Raw genomic sequence first — 15,679 nt, forward strand, 5'->3', positions numbered from 1 at the left:
CCTCCACGCTGTCGCGCAAGGGGACGGTGAACTCGTTTGTTCGCGTGGGGTGAGGGCCGGGCGCTCACCTTCTCGAATGCAGCGAGACGGCGAGCTCGCGCGCGCGACGGTCAGCAATACTTCGGAGGACCGACCATCACTTGCACGAGCTGTGGGTCGGCGTTTTCCAGCACTTTCATCAGCGCGGGGGTGCGTTCGGCGCCCTGGCAGCGGAAGGCGAGGCTGTCGCCACGGGCATACTGCAGTTGCATCAGGTAACGCGTTTTCTGGCCGACGTTGGGCATGCCGCGGTGCCAGGTCTGGTGGTTGAACAAATAGATGTCGCCCGCGCGGCAGAGGATGGGTTCGGCGGGGCGGCCTTCGAAAACGGGACTTTCGCCGGGGCAGAGGCGGCCGGAATAGTGGCTGCCAGGGACGATTTCCGTGGGGCCGTCTTCGACGGCGGTGATGTCGCTGAGCGGCACTTGCACGCTGAGCCAGATGAGAGGAAGGCGGGCGCCGGCGGGCCAGCGCGGGACGTCGGGCGGGAGCGGATGTTCGAGCTTGTTGCAGTCGTCGACGTGCCAGTTGGAGATCGCCTGGCCCGGACCGTTGCGGATGACGTTTTGTCCGCAGAAACGGCATTCGGGGCCGAGGATCGCTTTAACGAGAGAGTAGATAGGTTCGCGGATGAAGAGGCGGGCAAACGCGATGTCGTAATCCTGGGGATTGCGGACGACGAACCACGTGCTGCGGCTTTCGTCGAAGGCGGGGTCGGCCGCGTAGCGATCGGTGATGCTACGGAGGTTGGCGCACTCTTCGGCGCTGAGAACATTGCGAACCACGACGAAACCGTCGCGGTGAAATTGCTGGAGAACGGAGTCGGCTTCAGCCGAGGGCAACGGAGCAGTCTGGGATGAGGACATGGGAAGGGGGTTGGCCGAGGTGGGCGCGCGGCGGGGAACGGAGCGAGCAAAAAAAAACGCGGCTCCTGGGAGGAAGCCGCGCGAGAGGTGGTCAGGAGAAGAAATCGCCTCAGAGGAGGAGCAGGGAAGGGCTTTCCAAGTGCGCCTTGACCGCCGCGAGAAACTTCGCGCCGAGGGCGCCGTCGACGACGCGGTGATCGCAGGAAAGCGTGAGCGCCATGCGCTGGCCGATGACGATGGCATCGCCTTTGACGACGGGTTTTTTCTGCGTGGCGGCGACGGCGAGGATGGCGGCGTTGGGCGGGTTGATGATCGCGGAGAAGCGATCGACGCCCATCATGCCCATGTTGGACACGCAGAAGGTGCTGCCGCTGTATTCGGCGGGCTGAAGTTTTTTGTCCTTGGCGCGCGCGCCGAGGGCCTTGGCTTCGGTGCTGATTTGCATGACCGATTTTTTATCGGTGTCGCGGATGACCGGGGTGATGAGACCATCCTCCACGGCGACAGCGAAGGCGACATGCACGGCGCCGTGATATTTGATGGCGGCCCCATCCCACGACGTGTTGACGGCGGGGACCGCGCGCAACGCGGCGGCGGCGGCCTTGAGGACGAAGTCGTTGACGGAGAGTTTTACGCCGTCTTTCGCGAGGCCGGCGTTGAGTTCGGTGCGTAACGCGAGGAGCGGTTCGGCATCGATTTCGACTTCGACGTAGAAGTGAGGGATCTGCGACTTGGCCTCCACAAGGCGGCGCGCGATGGTGGCGCGCATGTTGGAGGCGGGGACGCTGCGCTCTTCCTGAATGGCGCTCTTGTCGAGCGCACTGCGCCACGGCCAAGCATCGGCGGCCGGACGGGCCGGTTTGCCGGCGGCGGGCGCGGCCGGAGCGGCGGCGGGCGGGTTTTTCTCGGCGGCGAGGATATCGGCGCGCACGATGCGACCGCCGGGGCCGCTGCCTTTGACGCGGGAGAAATCGATCTTCTTTTCCGCAGCCAGTTTTTTGGCGAGCGGGGAGATTTTGATGCGACCGCCGGGAGCGGGGGTGGAGGCGGCTGATTCGGACCGGGGTGAGGGCATCCCGGCTACAGGAGCGGTCGGAGTGGCGGTGGGTTCGGCTTTCGGGGCGGTGTCTTTGGAGGCGGACGCGGGGGATCCGGAGTCGGGCGAGGGCGCGCCGCCCGCTGGAGCGGACGCGGTGTGGGCGGATGGTTCCGTTTTCTGGGCGTCGCCTTTGGGCGCGGGGGCGGCGGGGGCGGCGACCTTTTCGCCGGGTTTGCCGATGGCGCAGAGCGCGGCGCCGATGGGGACTTGCGAGCCGGCGGGCGCGAAGATCTTCAGGAGCGTGCCGTCGTAAAACGACTCAAGCTCCATGGTCGCTTTGTCGGTTTCGACCTCGGCGAGCATGTCGCCGGATTTCACGGCATCGCCCTCTTGCTTCAACCATTTGACCAGCGTGCCCACCGTCATGGTGTCGCTGAGTTTGGGCATCTCGATATTGTCGGCCATGGTGGGAAGAGGTTAACGGAGGACTTCGAGGGCGGCTTTGAGGATGCGCGCGGGATTGGGGAGCTGGTGTTCGCGTTCGAGCGCCGGCGCGTAGATTTGCGGGGCGTCGATCGCGGAGACGCGTTTGATCGGGGCGTCGAGGTCGTCGAACGCTTTTTCCTGAATCAGGTAGCTGATCTGCGCATCGACGCCGCAAAACGGTTTGTTCTCCTCGACGAGGAGGACGCGGTGAGTCTTGCGGACGGATTTGAGAATGGTCTCTTCGTCGAGCGGGCGGATGGAGCGGAGGTCGACGACTTCGGCGGAAATTTTGTGTTCGGCCTGAAGTTGCTCGGCGGCTTTGAGCGAGGTGAGGACGGCGCGGCCGTGGGCGACGATGGTGAGATCGGTGCCGGAGCGCTTGATGTCGGCCAGGCCGATGGGCACGAGGTGTTCGCCGTCGGGGACTTCGCCTTTGTCGTTATAAAGAATGGTGTTCTCCATGAACATGACGGGGTCGTTGTCGCGGATGGCGGACTTGAGGAGGCCCTTGGCATCGGCAGGCGTGGCGGCCACGACGACTTTTACGCCCGGGTGATGGGCGCAGATGTTTTCGGGCGTGTGCGAGTGGGTGGCGCCGACGTTGGTGCCGCCGTTGGCGGGGCCGCGGATGACGATGGGGCAGTGGATCAGGCCGCCGGACATGTAGCGGACGTTGGCGGCGTTGTTCAGAATCTGATCGAAGGCGACGGAGTAGAAGCTCCAGAACATGAGCTCCATCACCGGGCGCAGGCCGAGCATCGAGGCGCCGAGGCCGAGGCCGATGAAGCCGGCTTCGCTGATGGGAGTGTCGAGAATGCGCTTCGAGCCGAAGCGTTCGAGGAGTCCTTCGCTGACCTTGTAGGCGCCATTGAACTGGCCGACCTCTTCACCCATAAGGATGACGTTGGGGTCGCGATCGAGTTCCTCGGCGAGCGCTTGGTTGAGGGCTTCGCGGTAAGTGATGACAGGCATGTCGAAAGGCGGATGACGAACGTTTGGCGGGAGGTCGAGGTGAGCGGCGCTCAGTCGAAGAGCAGGCGGCCCTTGGTGCGTTGATCGGCGGGAGCATCCTGCTCCCAGTAGATGTCTTTGCTGATATCTTCGACCGTTGGCGGCGGGCTGGCGTCGGCGAAGTCGGCGGCGGCGTCGGCTTCGGCGCGGGCCTCGGCATCGATCTTGGCGGCTTTCTCTTCATCGAGGACGCCCTCCGCGATGAGCGACGTTTGGAAGAGTTGAAGGGGATCCTTCGTGCGGCGGTAGTCCTCCACCTCGGATTTGCGGCGGTAAGTCGAATCGGGATCCGAGACAGAGTGGCCGCGGTAGCGATAGGTGCGGATCTCTAGGACGCTCGGGCGGGACTTCTCGTGAGCGAGCTGGATGGCGGCTGCCACCTTGTCGCGGACCTCGTAGAGATCGTGGCCGTTGCAGATGCCCCACGTCATCCCGTAGCCTTCGGCGCGTTTGGCGAGGGATTCGCCGGCGGAGGAGCGGGTCTGGCTGGTGCCCATGGAGTAGCCGTTGTTCTCGATGATGAACACGACCGGGATGTCCCAGAGTGCGGCGAGATTGTAAGCTTCGTGCACGGCGCCTTGATTGACGGCGCCGTCACCCATGAACGCGAGGCAGGCGCCCTTGAGGCCCTTGTATTTCAAGGCAAACGCGATGCCGGTGCCGAGGGGGATCTGGCCGCCGACAATGCCGTGGCCGCCCCAGAAATTCTTGTCGGGCGCGAAATAGTGCATGGAGCCGCCTTTGCCTTTGGAGCAACCGGTGGCTTTGCCGTAGTTTTCGGCCATCATCTCGTTCATCGACATGCCGACGGCGAGGCCGTGGCCGTGGTCGCGGTAGGCAGTGATGAGGTGGTCGTTATCGCCGAGCACGGAAACGCAGCCGGTCGCAACGGCTTCCTGGCCGATGTAGAGATGGAGGAATCCGCCGATTTTCCCCTGTTGGTAGGCGCGAAGGCAGCGTTCTTCGAAGCGGCGGATGCGCACCATCGTGCGGAAAAGCTCAATGCGCGCTTCGGGTTTCAGCTTCGCATTAATGGGGGCTTGAGCCGCGGCGCTGATGGGATTCGCGGCTTCTTCGGCTTTCGCGCCGTCCGCGGCTTTAGGTTCGTTATTCGCTGCTGTTTTTTTGCTCACGGTGGATCGAAAAGAGGGTTCAAGTGTTTGTCGCTGGAAGCATAAATCAAGTGTTTAGCGCGAATCGCGGTGGCGGGCCAAACAGGCGCAGAGGCGGCGCAGCCACCGCATGGCGGAGAGCCGGTCAATCCGCGGGCGTGATCTCCTCCAAGTCGACGCGCACGGGCTGCCCGGGCGCACAATCGGCTCGCAGGGCGACGAAGCGGTCGCGATAGCGGTCGTAGATCGGCCAGAGCGCGGCGCGGTCGGTTTCGGGGATGGGGAGCGTCTCAATCGCCGCGCGTGAAAAGAAGCCGAACCGGCCCTCGGAAATATCGGGCGGCAGCGCAGACACCGGGCGGCGGCAGCGGAAGAGAAACATCAGCCAGTGCGTTTTCCCTTCGTAAGCCTTCTCGGCGATCATCGCGAACAGGTGCAAGTCGGCCGTCGTGATCGCGAAACCGGTTTCCTCAAACGTCTCCCGGACGGCGCATTCGAACGGCGATTCGCCGAGAGCGGTTTCAAGTTTCCCACCGATGGGGCTCCAGATGCCGAGATTGGGCGGTTTGGCGCGCAGGAGGAGGAGGTGTTCGCCGGCGGCGTTTTCGAGAAAGACGAGGACGGCGATTTTGTAGTCGAGAGGAGCGGTCATCCGGAAGCGGTTTTGAGCGAGTGAATGAGGCGCTCATATTCGCGGTAAGCGCCAATTAAAAACCACATAATACGTGCATCGTCGCCAGCGGCGGTCGTGCGCATGCGCAGGCGGCGTGAAATTACTCGCGCCGCGAGTCGGGCGGCGGAGGGCAACGCGAGTCGTCGGCGAATGCCCGGTGCGGGACCGGAGAATTTCCGGGGTTAGGGCTTGCGGCCTCTGCGCGCGCGTCGTGCCATAACGGCCCAGCTTTCCCCCCTGATGCGTTTCTCCCGTTCGTTCGTGGTCGACTGTGGCGCGAGCCATGTCGCTTGTTGTAAGTTCACAACGAGCGGCCGTGGCGGCCTGAGGGTCGCCGCATTTTCGCAGGTTAGGCATCTTGCCGATCCGGCGGCGGATGTAGGGTGGGCGGATGGCGTCGTCGAAGCGGTGGCGACGGCGCGCGCGGCGGGCTGGGGAACGCAGTGCACGCTCGTGCTGCCGGGCCATCTGGCGTTGACGAAGTTCGGGAAGACGGCGTCCGTCGCGCCGGCCAAGCGCGAGCGGATCATCGCGTTCGAAGCGGCGCAAAATATTCCTTATCCGCTCGAAGACGTGGTGTGGGATCATCTGGAAACGGCGGACGACGGCCTCGACGTGGAGTTCATGCTCGCGGCGGCGAAGCGGGATTTGGTGGAGGATTTGTGCGCGCGAGTAGAGGCGGCGGGCGTGGCGGTGACGCGCGTGCTGCCTGCCAGCCTGGCGCTGCGGCGAGCCTTGGCGCACAACTACGAGCCCGTCGAAAGCCCGGCGGTCGTGGTCGATGTGGGCGCGCGTTCCTCGCACGTGTTGCTGGTTGAGCCGGGCGGGCGATTTGCGCTGCGGACGTTTACGCTCGGCGGCAACACCCTCACGCAAGCGATCGCCGACGAGCTGCGACTCGATTTTGCGCATGCGGAAGCGTTGAAGCTGCAAGTGCTCGGCGCGCCGAGTGGCACCTCCGTGCCGGCCGCGGCGCGGGCGGCGGTCGAACGCGCCGCGGCGGCGTTTGCGGCGCGTTTGCAGGCGGAGGTGATGCGCTCGATGGCGAACTTCACGCGGCAGGGTGGCACGGCAGCCACGCGACTCTATCTTGCGGGCGGCGGCGCGGCGTTTCCCGTGGCGCGGGAGGCGATTGCGGCGGGCATGGGCGTGCCGGTGGAGCGTTACGACGCGTGGCGTCACGTTACGTTCGCGACGGCCGCTGAAGGTGAAGCGGAAGCAACGTCGGCGGCGGCGCAACTCGTGGGTGCGGCGGTGCCCGTAACGGGCGCGGCGGCGGCATTCAATCTCGTGCCGCCGGCTCTGGCGGCGCGCGGATCGGAGCGGCGGCGGCAGTGGCAGTGGCTCGCGGCGGCGGCGCTCGTGATCGTTTCGTTGACCGGACCGGCGTGGTATTTTCAACGGCGCGCGCGCGCGGCCGACGCGGAGTCGCGCCGGCTGACGGCACAGTTGCAACCGGTGCGGCGGGCGCGGGCGCACAACGAGGCGATCCTCGCGCAACTCGCGGAAACGGAGAAGCAGAGCGCGGCGTTGAGCCGGGTGTTTGCCACGCGCGCGAACTGGCTGGCGTTCTTCGGCGATTTGCAGAGCCGCCTGGTGAAGGTGGAGGATGTGTGGCTGGAGAAAATGCAGGACGGGCCGCCGGTCGCAGGCGGGCCGGCGCCGGCGGAGGGAGCGGCGCCGCCGCCGCGGCGGTTGACGTTGAGCGGGCGTTTGCTCGACCGGCAGAATCCGGTGTCGCAGGTGAGCCGCGATTCCTACGAACACGTGCGCGCGTTGCTGGCGGATTTGCGTGGATCGCGATTCGTGGCGGCGGTGGAAAACGAGCGCTTCGACAACACGCAGCCGGGCATCCTGCGCTTCGACTGCACTCTCGTGATCAACCCGCAGCATCCGCTCTGACGATGGCGGCCGCGCGATTACATCCGTTGATGACCACGGCGTTTGTCGTGCTGGGGCTGGCGGCGGTCGGCGCGGGCTGGAGCCTGCATCTGCGGGTGAAAGCGGCGCAGACGGCGGAGAAGAAACGCGACCGCTTGCGCAGCGAATGGGCGTCGGCGCGCGCGGCGATGCCGGCACCGACGGAGGCCACGGGCGCGGAGCTGGAAGCGCAACTGGCGCGCGCGCAGCAGCGGTTGGCGCACATGCGCACGAGTCTGGCCGGGCGCGGCGCGGCGGCGCAGCAATGGCAGGCGGCGGCGAAGCCGACCACGCGCACGGCGGCGTATTTCGAGCTGGCGGCGTTTGTCGAACGGATGCGCAACCGCGCGCGGGAAAAAGGCGTGCGTCTGCGGCCCGATGAACAATTCGGTTTCGCCACGCACGCGCACGAAGGGCCCGACGAAACGGTTGCACCGATCGTCACGCGGCAGCGGTTGATCGCGGAGTTTTTGCTGACGACGTTGATCGACGGACAGGCGCAGCAGATCGTGTCGGTGCAGCGCGAACGGCCGGTCGCGCCGGGCGCTGATGCGACGGCGGCGCGCAACGATCGTGCGGGCGTGGCGGCGGATTTTTTCGAGCTCGATCCGGCGTGGTCGGCGCGTGTGCCGGGGTTCGTGGATACCCTCGCGATGCGCGTGGTGTTCGTGGGCGAGACGGATGGGTTGCGCAATCTGCTGAATCAACTCGGCGCGGGCGAACTGCCGCTCGTGGTGCGTGCGGTCGAGGCGGCGCCCGTGGACGCGCCCGGCGCGGCGGGGCCGGCGGCGGCGAGTAACGCCCCGCTCGTGGCGCGCCGGCCCACGCGGTTTACGGTCACGGTGGAGTGGGTGGAGCTCGCACCGGCGGCGCCGGCGAAAACGTGATGAAGCCGCTCGAACCCAGCACCAGCGCCCTCGTGATCGCCGCCTTGCTCGCGGCGGGCTCGTTGGGGTGGAGCGCGTGGAGCCTTCACCGTTTGCAACCGCGTCCGATCGCGCCACTCACGGCATCCGCCGGGGAAACGCCTCCGGTCGCTGAAGCGAAGCCCGACGACGAAAAAGTGGCGATGTGGGCACCGCCGCCCGCGCAATCGCACGGCGGGGCGTGGGTCTACGACGTTTTTTCACCGCCAGAAATTTTTTATGATGCGGCGACGAAGCAATTCACCGTGACGCCGCCCGTGTTGCACCGGCCGAGCGCCGGGCTCGGCGGGTTGGCGGGCCTCGAGCTGGCCGGGGTGGCGCGTGAGCTTTATCGTTTCCAACTGGTCGGATTCATCGGGCGCGAGGGGGATTGGCGCGGGACGTTTGAGGATCGTTTGACGGGCGAGACGTTTCTCGGGCAGGAGGGGCGCGCGCTCGCGCAAACGGGACTGACGGTGCGTTTGCTCGAGGTGCGGCGCGTGCAAGTCGATTTGCCGGACAGCATGAGCACCACGCAGCGCGTCGCCACGGCGGTGCTGCACGACGATCGCACGGGCGAGGAGACTGAGCTCAACTCCGCGGCGCCGCGTTATACGGAATCATTGGTGGCATCGGTCATCACTGCGGATGGGGCGCATCACGATTTGCGGCGCGGCGACGATCTGCCGGTCGGCGAAGAAATTTTCCATGTCGCGGCGGTGCGCCTCGATCCGCCCGCCATCGAGCTGGTTGCCGATGCCGCCGCGGATGGCCGGGCGCCCGAACATCACACGCTCGCTCTCAAGTCTGCCCCGCCGGTTCCGACGGCGTCCTCTTCCACTTCTGTTACCCCATGAAATCCGTATTCGCGCTGTGTTCGCCCCGTGTCGCTGCCGTGCTTTTAACTTTCGCGATCGGCGTGACGTCCGAAGTGCGGGCGGGCGCGACGCAAGCGACGCCGGAGGCGAAAATGCAACTGATGGCGGATGCTCTCCACGCGCGCGCCCAAGGTGATTTGCTGACGGCGCGCGGCGCGCTCGAGCAGCTCGTGCGACTCGGGGACCGCGATCCGGCGGTGGCGCGTCTGCTGGCGGAAGTGAATGCGCAGTTGGCGGCCAACGCGACGAGCGTGGAACCGCTGGCGATCAAGGTGGCGGTGGACCAAGCTCCCGTGCAGGGCGACGACGGCGAGACGTTGATGCAGGCGGAAACGCAGCGTTTGAAGCGCGCGATCGCGACGGCCCGCACGGCGCGCGGGCAGGCGGCGGAATCGTTCGCGCAGGGCAACTATCTCGCGGCGGTGACGACGCTGGACGCCGCACTCGCGTCGCTACCGGTGAATCCGTTGACGCAGGATCTGGTCGGAGAATTGCGCCGGGCGCGCGATGAAGCGGCGGCGGCGGCGGCGCAGCCCGTGCCGGCGCCGGTGGCGGCGGACGATCCGCGGCACGACGAGGCGGTCGCGCTCGCGGCGCGCGGCCGGGCGCAATATCTCGCCGGCGAATCGTCCACGGCGGCGGTGACGTTGCACGCAGCCTTGGAGCGCGATCCGAACAACGCCGAGGCGCGGCAGTTGCTCGCCCGCATCGCGCGCGATCGCGAAGGTTCGGTGCGCAACCGCGAGACGAGCCGTGCGCAGCTGCTCGACGAAGTGAACAAGAGCTGGCGGCGGCCGGAGGTGTTTCAAGAGCGCACGCGCGGGACGGCGGCGGCGGAGAGCCTGGCGCCGGTGATGCAGAAGTTGAACGCGATCGTGCTGCCGAATGTGAACTTTACGCGGGTGGAGCTGGGCCGGGTGCTGAACGCGTTGAGCGCGGCGTCGGAGGAATTCGATCCGGCGGCGGGGCCGATGAAGGGCGTCAACATCGTGCTGCTCGACCCGAGCAACAAGAATCCGCTGATCTCACTTTCGTTGCGCAACACGACGTTGAAGCGGGTGCTCGACTTCGCGACGGAGGCGGCGGGTTACCAGTATGAAGTGCAGTCCGATGCGGTCGTGGTGCGGCCGGGTGGGGAGACGAGCACGCTGGACACAGCGATCTTCCCGGTGACGCGGGCCACGGTGCTGCGGATGAGCGGTGTCGCTAGCGTGAACACCCCGGATGCGTCGGCGACGACGAAGCCGGCGGACCCGTTGTCGTCGGCGGGCGCGAACAACGAGGCGGCGGGCGGCGAAGCGGTCGCGATGAAGGCGTTTCTGCAGCAGGCGGGCGTGAATTTCGAGGAAACGAAAGGCAGCAGCCTCGCCTATGACGGGTCCGCGATGATCGTGACGCAGACGCCGCGCAACATCGAACGCATCCGCAACATTCTGGCGCGGTATAACGACGTGCGGCAGGTGGAAATCGAGGCCAAGTTCATGGAAGTACAGGAGGGGGCGCTGGATGAACTCGGGGTGCAGTGGAACGTCTCGCGGCGCGGCCTGCCTCAGTTCGACACGACAACCGGTGCGCCGATTTTGAACAGCAGCGGACAGCAGGTCACGGTGCCGCAGGAGGTTTACAGTACAAGCGGAGTAAACCGTACACTGCCATTTGCGTTTCCTTCGCAGCAATCAAGCAACGGAGGAATCACGATTAATTCGCAGCAGATTACGACGAATGCACCGCCGAACATTCCGGGCAGCGTGTCGCTGGCCAGCGGCGCGGCGGCACTGGCGAGCATTACGGGCATGATTGGCGAGTTCGATGTCAACGCGGTGGTTCGCGCGCTGGCGCAAAAGCAGGGCACGGATTTGTTGAGCGCGCCGAAGGTGACGGTGCTATCGGGAAGCGTGGCCAATATTACGGTGGCGCAGGAATTGCGTTATCCAACGAGCTTCGGGCAGACGCAAAGCCAAGTGGGCACTGGCAGTGCGAGCGGCGGAGGCTCGGCAGGCGTCGCGATCACCGCGGGCACGCCGCAGAATTTCGAAAAGCGCAACGTCGGCGTGGAGTTGAAAGTCACGCCGACTGTCGAGGAGGACGATTACAGCATCAGCCTCGACTTGAATCCGAAGGTGACGGAGTTCGACGGCTTCGTGGAATACGGCGGCCCGAGTGTGGCGATCTCGCAGGGCAACACGGTTACGGTGCCGTCGGGCTTTTATCAGCCAATTTTCTCGGTGCGGGACATTTCGACGAAAGTGACCATCTGGGATGGCGCGACGTTGATCATGGGCGGGCTGACGCGCGAGGAAGTGAAAAAGGTGAACGACAAAGTGCCGTTGCTCGGAGACCTGCCGCTGCTCGGACGGCTTTTCAAGTCGAAGGGTGAAAGCGCCCAGAAGCGGAATCTACTGATCTTCGTGACGGCGAATTTGGTGAGTCCGGGCGGTTCGTTGAAAAAGCAGGAACTGCGGGATGTGGCACCGAGCGCACTGTTTCAGAATCCATCGGTCGTGACGCCGCAGGGCGCCGATCCACGAGTGAATGGCACGAAATGACGCGGAAAGTCCCCGACGATGAAAACAAATTCCTCCGGTCTTAAACTCCCCGCATGGACCGCGGTACTGGTTTTGGCGATCGCCTGCCAAGTGGCACGGGCGGGGTCAGTGACTCTCACTTCCGTGGATACCACGTTGAATTCGGAGTCGCGGAACACGCTGGTCGAGGCTGAGAGCAAATATGAACACGACCTTGCTTCCGCCAGCCCCATCACCGTGCATTTCGATTGGGAGAACGCGAGCGGGACAACAAGTTTTGAGCTGCTGGAAAACGGCATCCGACGGGCGAGAATTTCAGCCGCCCAGCCGTTCGGTAGTGGTTCGCTGAGTTACACGCCCAAGCTACCAGGAGTGGTCCAGCTAACGGTCAAAATGGTGAGTGAAGGGTCCACGGTGGCCTCGTCGGAAACACTCAACGTGCGGATTTATGGGACGGCGATGGATCCCGCACTCGATGATGAAGCGTTGCCGTACACGTCAGCGATTTACCTCCACGCCGATGCCTTGGTGAAAAGCGACACGGTGGCGAAAACGGAGTTCTGGGCTGCAGTGGACCGCAGGCATACGGGAGCCCCGATTGGGGGCAGTTTCACGTTGACCCTGAACGGAGAGACGACGGCGGCAATTCCTGCGGATGCAGACGAGACAGCGGTGCAACAGGCCCTGGAGAACGTGCCGTCCGTGGGCGCAGGCAACGTGGTCGTAGCAAAAATGTCGCCTCCGACATCGCTGCCGGGTTCGAAATTCCGCACCTTCATCGTCCAATTTCGAGGCTCGCTGGCGCATACTCCTCGCACCCTCATGACTGGGGATGGTAGCAATCTAAGCTACGAGTTGGCGCCGGCTGGGACCGTGCAGACTTTAAGCGTCTATCGCGTTCAGGCCGGATCGGCGACGCCGACGGAATTGAACGAGGTGCAGGTCGTGTGTCTGGTCGGTGAGCAGGGCCTAATTACGACCGATTCCAATGCGCCCTACGCGCTTCTTTGGTCGCCCGAAACGACGTTGAACGATGCATCCTTTCCTTTTCGCTCTGACAGCAGCGTGGAGATTTTCGCACGGGCGATTACCGCGAAAGGAGCGGTCTCCGCCAGTGACCCGATAGCGATTTACGCGATTCCAGCCATTCCTTCACCCCAAGGAGTTCTCACCGTCGAAATCAACGCGAGTAATCTGCAGGAATTGCCCGGGAACAACCGTATCGTCGCGGCGACGACGCCAGTGAAATTGACCGCCGAAGCGAAGGATGCGGCCGGCATCGGACGCATCGTGCAATCGGTGCAGTTTTTCCTCGACGGCGTAGCGCTGGCGCCGGTTTCGGCGGCGTTTCCTTATCAGGCCGATTGGACGCCCAAGATTGCGGGCACCTATGTGCTCACCGCCATTGCCATCGACGATAAAAACAACCGGATCGTGTCGGCTCCGATGTTTATCAATGTGACAGACAACCGGCCCTATGTGCGGATCGTTAATCCCATGGCCGCGGCTGGCAGTCCGCTCACGATTCCGTCGGGCGCGGAGATTACGTTTACCGCGATCACGGCCGGCGCCACGGGCGATCCCGCCACGACCGGAGTCATATTTTCCGTCGACGGCCAACCGATCAACGGAACCGGGGCAGGAGGGATATTCACGGCCACGTGGTCTCCCGCAAACATCGGAGCGACGCCCAAAAGCTATCAGATATCGGCGAGTGTCTCAGATTCCAACTCCACCACCAATATATCTGACACGGCGTTCGTCACCGTTCTGCCACAAACGTTTGTTGGAGCTTCTCCCTCCGTTTCCGTCCAATTTCCGACAGCGGGAGGAATTACCTCGAATTCATTGGTGAACCTTGCTGCGTTCGCCAACGACAGCGACGGGGAAGTCGTGGCGGTGAGGTTTTATGCAAATGGAGTTCCGCTCGGCTTCGCTACGAGAGATCAGCAGAGCAGTAGCTGGCGGCTAGCCTATCAGGTGGGGCGATATGGCCTAGGAGATTATTCGATCGTCGCTCAAGCGATCGACAACGTCGGTAATTCTAAGGTCTCGTCGCCCGCTGTGCGAGTCACTGTGACCGAGTCCACGGCTGTCGCGCCGACGGTTATGTTGGCGGCGAGTACCCGCGAAGTAACGCAAGGCGGCAGCGTAGTGCTGAGTGCAACGGCGGCTGTCGCGGGGACGGTCGCGCAGGTGGAGTATTTCGCCAATGGCATCTCGCTTGGGGTGATGTTGTCCGCCGGACCGATGACTTGGACGCCCTCCACGCCGGCAAACTATTCGGTCTACGCGGTCGTTACAGATCAGAGCGGGAATGTGGCAGTGTCTCCAGCCGTAACGGTGTCAGTGCAGGCGGGCTATTCGGTTGCAACCAACGAGGCGTTTGTCTCCCAAACCTATCAGGACTTGGTGGGGCGGGTGCCGACGAGCGCGGAACTCGCCGCGGCGGCGCAGATTTCGGGCGGGACGCTTACGCGGGCGCAGTTCGTCGCGAACGTGGTGAGCGGGGGAGGTTTTGCCTACACTTTTCAGGCGACCCTCGCGTATCGCGCGGTCATCGGCGACTGGCCGGGCTACTCCGACTACTTGGCCGGAGCGGCGGCCTTAAGCACCGGCACGACGCTGGCCGATTTCACCGGGACGCTGCTCTCTTCAGCCGCCTATCTCGCGCGGAATGGCTCACTGCCGGATCTTACGACGGTGACCAGCGGGCAGTATGCGCGCGTGTCGGCGTTTGCCTCCCAGCTTTACCAACGCACTTACGGGCGGGCTCCCACATTGATCGAGGTGCAGGCGTTTTTGAGCGATATCAACACCCTCGGGGTGAACGCCGCCGTCGCCAACTTTCTTACGACCAAGTTTATCACGCAGAGCGATGCCGGAGTAACGGCGCGGGTGCGCGCGGCTGCACTGGTCGCGGGTTTGTGGCGGGAGGGTGCTTCCGACGCGCAGGTGGCAGCGTTAAGCAGCGGGTCGACGACGGCCGCCGCCGACAGTGCGCTGGCCAACGCAATTTACACCGCGCGGTTCTTCACGGTGAGTGTGTTTCCCGCCAGTGCGGCGATTGCGCCCGGAGGGGGCTTGATCCTAACCGCAGAGGTGAGTGGTGCGTCATCCTTTTCGTATCAATGGTATCGCAACGGCGTGCCTTTGGCCGGAGCCGTGCAACCGGCGCTCTCCTTAAGCGCGATGAGTGCGGCCCAGACTGGAAATTACCATGTGGTGGTGGCCAATCAGGAGCTGTCAGTGGCGAGTGCGGCAGTGCGCGTGACGATGGGCGGCACCGCATCGCGGCTGGCAAATATCTCGACCCGCGGCCGGGTGGCAGCGGGTGACCAAGTGATGATTGTCGGGTTCGTGGTATCCGGCGGCACCGCCAAGCCGATGTTGGTGCGGGCGGCGGGGCCGGCGCTGGCGAGCGCGGCGGGGCTGGCGGGGACGCTCAGCGCGTCGCAACTCGAGTTGCGGACGGGAAACACGTTGCTCGGCGCCAACCAACGCTGGGGCGAAAACGCCAATCTGTCCGCGTTGGTGACGGCCAGCACGGTAACGGGGGCGTTCGCGTTTGCCGGGGGCAGTGCGGATTCCGCGTTGCTGCAAACGCTCGACGCCGGCGTTTACACCGGTGTGGCGGGCGGCGTGAACGGTGAGAGCGGGCTCGCGCTGGTCGAGGTGTACGACGGCGACATCGCGAACGGCGGGCGCGTGATGAATTTATCGACGAGGGGCTTTGTCGGAGGGGGCGCGCAGCAGTTGATCGCAGGCTTTGTTGTGACTGGAGCCGCCGCGAAGCAGGTGTTGATCCGGGCGGTGGGACCGGGGCTGGCGGTGGCGGGCGGTTTCGTGAACGGGATGGTGCGCGATCCGCGCTTGGAGCTGGTGGCGGTGTCGGGGCTGCCGTTGCGGACCAACGACGATTGGGGAAGTGCACCGGAGGCGGCGTTGATGCCGGCGGCGGCGGCGCGGGTGGGGGCATTTCCGCTCGCGACGGGGAGCGCGGATGCGGCACTCATCGCCAATCTCGCGCCGGGCGTTTACACGGTGCTGGTAAGTGGAGCCTCGGCGAGCGACACGGGACTCGCGTTGGTGGAGGTGTATGATCTGGATCCGTGAGGGGATGTCCGCGGGAGGTTGGCACTGTTGGCGACAGACCGAAGTGCTCTGCGCCAAGGGCTCGACCGGCTCTCGATGATACGTCCCCGCTTGGCTGAAAGCAGCCGAG

The 15,679-nt window shown here is 64.7% G+C and carries 10 protein-coding genes; 5 read left to right on the plus strand and 5 right to left on the minus strand.

Features of this window, described 5'->3' with window-relative positions:
• Positions 1 to 110: 110 nt before the first annotated feature.
• From K0B96_RS05145 to K0B96_RS05165, 5 genes are all read right to left on the minus strand, one after another.
• Positions 111 to 905, minus strand: coding sequence for a phytanoyl-CoA dioxygenase family protein (locus K0B96_RS05145; RefSeq protein WP_220164555.1), 795 nt, complete (start codon positions 903 to 905; stop codon positions 111 to 113).
• 109 nt (positions 906 to 1,014) lie between these two features.
• The gene (locus K0B96_RS05150) at positions 1,015 to 2,409 is read right to left on the minus strand and encodes a pyruvate dehydrogenase complex dihydrolipoamide acetyltransferase (protein WP_220164557.1); all 1,395 of its coding nucleotides are present in this window, start codon (positions 2,407 to 2,409) and stop codon (positions 1,015 to 1,017) included.
• 12 nt (positions 2,410 to 2,421) lie between these two features.
• Entirely contained in the window at positions 2,422 to 3,402 is a 981-nt protein-coding gene (locus K0B96_RS05155) for an alpha-ketoacid dehydrogenase subunit beta (protein WP_220164567.1), read from the minus strand.
• Positions 3,403 to 3,452: 50 nt separating this feature from the next.
• Positions 3,453 to 4,574 (minus strand): pyruvate dehydrogenase (acetyl-transferring) E1 component subunit alpha, encoded by a 1,122-nt coding sequence (gene pdhA / locus K0B96_RS05160; RefSeq protein WP_220164569.1) that lies wholly within the window; start codon positions 4,572 to 4,574, stop codon positions 3,453 to 3,455.
• A gap of 124 nt (positions 4,575 to 4,698) precedes the next feature.
• Positions 4,699 to 5,205: an NUDIX hydrolase gene (locus K0B96_RS05165; protein WP_220164571.1), complete on the minus strand. Its 507-nt coding sequence runs from the start codon at positions 5,203 to 5,205 to the stop codon at positions 4,699 to 4,701.
• A 261-nt stretch (positions 5,206 to 5,466) separates the two neighbouring features.
• Between K0B96_RS05165 and pilM the strand changes: the two genes are divergently transcribed.
• The 5 genes from pilM to K0B96_RS05190 all read left to right on the plus strand — a co-directional run bounded on the left by pilM (position 5,467) and on the right by K0B96_RS05190 (position 15,570).
• On the plus strand, positions 5,467 to 7,128 hold the full coding sequence (gene pilM, locus K0B96_RS05170; protein WP_220164573.1) for a pilus assembly protein PilM: 1,662 nt from the start codon (positions 5,467 to 5,469) through the stop codon (positions 7,126 to 7,128).
• A gap of 29 nt (positions 7,129 to 7,157) precedes the next feature.
• Positions 7,158 to 8,033, plus strand: a complete 876-nt coding sequence (locus K0B96_RS05175) for an Amuc_1100 family pilus-like protein (RefSeq protein WP_220164575.1) — start codon at positions 7,158 to 7,160, stop codon at positions 8,031 to 8,033.
• Positions 8,033 to 8,908: a hypothetical protein gene (locus tag K0B96_RS05180; protein WP_220164577.1), complete on the plus strand. Its 876-nt coding sequence runs from the start codon at positions 8,033 to 8,035 to the stop codon at positions 8,906 to 8,908. Before K0B96_RS05175 ends, K0B96_RS05180 begins: the two co-directional genes overlap by 1 nt.
• Positions 8,905 to 11,475, plus strand: a complete 2,571-nt coding sequence (locus K0B96_RS05185; RefSeq protein ID WP_220164579.1) for a type II secretory pathway, component PulD — start codon at positions 8,905 to 8,907, stop codon at positions 11,473 to 11,475. Before K0B96_RS05180 ends, K0B96_RS05185 begins: the two co-directional genes overlap by 4 nt.
• A 123-nt stretch (positions 11,476 to 11,598) precedes the next feature.
• Positions 11,599 to 15,570 carry an Ig-like domain-containing protein gene (locus K0B96_RS05190; RefSeq protein ID WP_220164581.1) on the plus strand — a complete coding sequence of 1,324 codons (3,972 nt, stop codon included), beginning with the start codon at positions 11,599 to 11,601 and terminating at the stop codon, positions 15,568 to 15,570.
• Positions 15,571 to 15,679: the final 109 nt, after the last annotated feature.

This window comes from Horticoccus luteus, from assembly GCF_019464535.1.
In the GTDB taxonomy this organism is placed as follows: domain Bacteria; phylum Verrucomicrobiota; class Verrucomicrobiia; order Opitutales; family Opitutaceae; genus Horticoccus; species Horticoccus luteus.

What these genes read in the sequence shown, in the direction of transcription:
- K0B96_RS05145 (WP_220164555.1), bottom strand. Translation starts at nt 905, where the DNA reads ATGTCCTCATCCCAGACTGCTCCGTTGCCCTCGGCTGAAGCCGACTCC.
- K0B96_RS05150 (WP_220164557.1), bottom strand. Translation starts at nt 2,409, where the DNA reads ATGGCCGACAATATCGAGATGCCCAAACTCAGCGACACCATGACGGTG.
- K0B96_RS05155 (WP_220164567.1), bottom strand. Translation starts at nt 3,402, where the DNA reads ATGCCTGTCATCACTTACCGCGAAGCCCTCAACCAAGCGCTCGCCGAG.
- K0B96_RS05165 (WP_220164571.1), bottom strand. Translation starts at nt 5,205, where the DNA reads ATGACCGCTCCTCTCGACTACAAAATCGCCGTCCTCGTCTTTCTCGAA.
- pilM (WP_220164573.1), top strand. Translation starts at nt 5,467, where the DNA reads ATGCGTTTCTCCCGTTCGTTCGTGGTCGACTGTGGCGCGAGCCATGTC.
- K0B96_RS05175 (WP_220164575.1), top strand. Translation starts at nt 7,158, where the DNA reads ATGACCACGGCGTTTGTCGTGCTGGGGCTGGCGGCGGTCGGCGCGGGC.
- K0B96_RS05180 (WP_220164577.1), top strand. Translation starts at nt 8,033, where the DNA reads ATGAAGCCGCTCGAACCCAGCACCAGCGCCCTCGTGATCGCCGCCTTG.
- K0B96_RS05185 (WP_220164579.1), top strand. Translation starts at nt 8,905, where the DNA reads ATGAAATCCGTATTCGCGCTGTGTTCGCCCCGTGTCGCTGCCGTGCTT.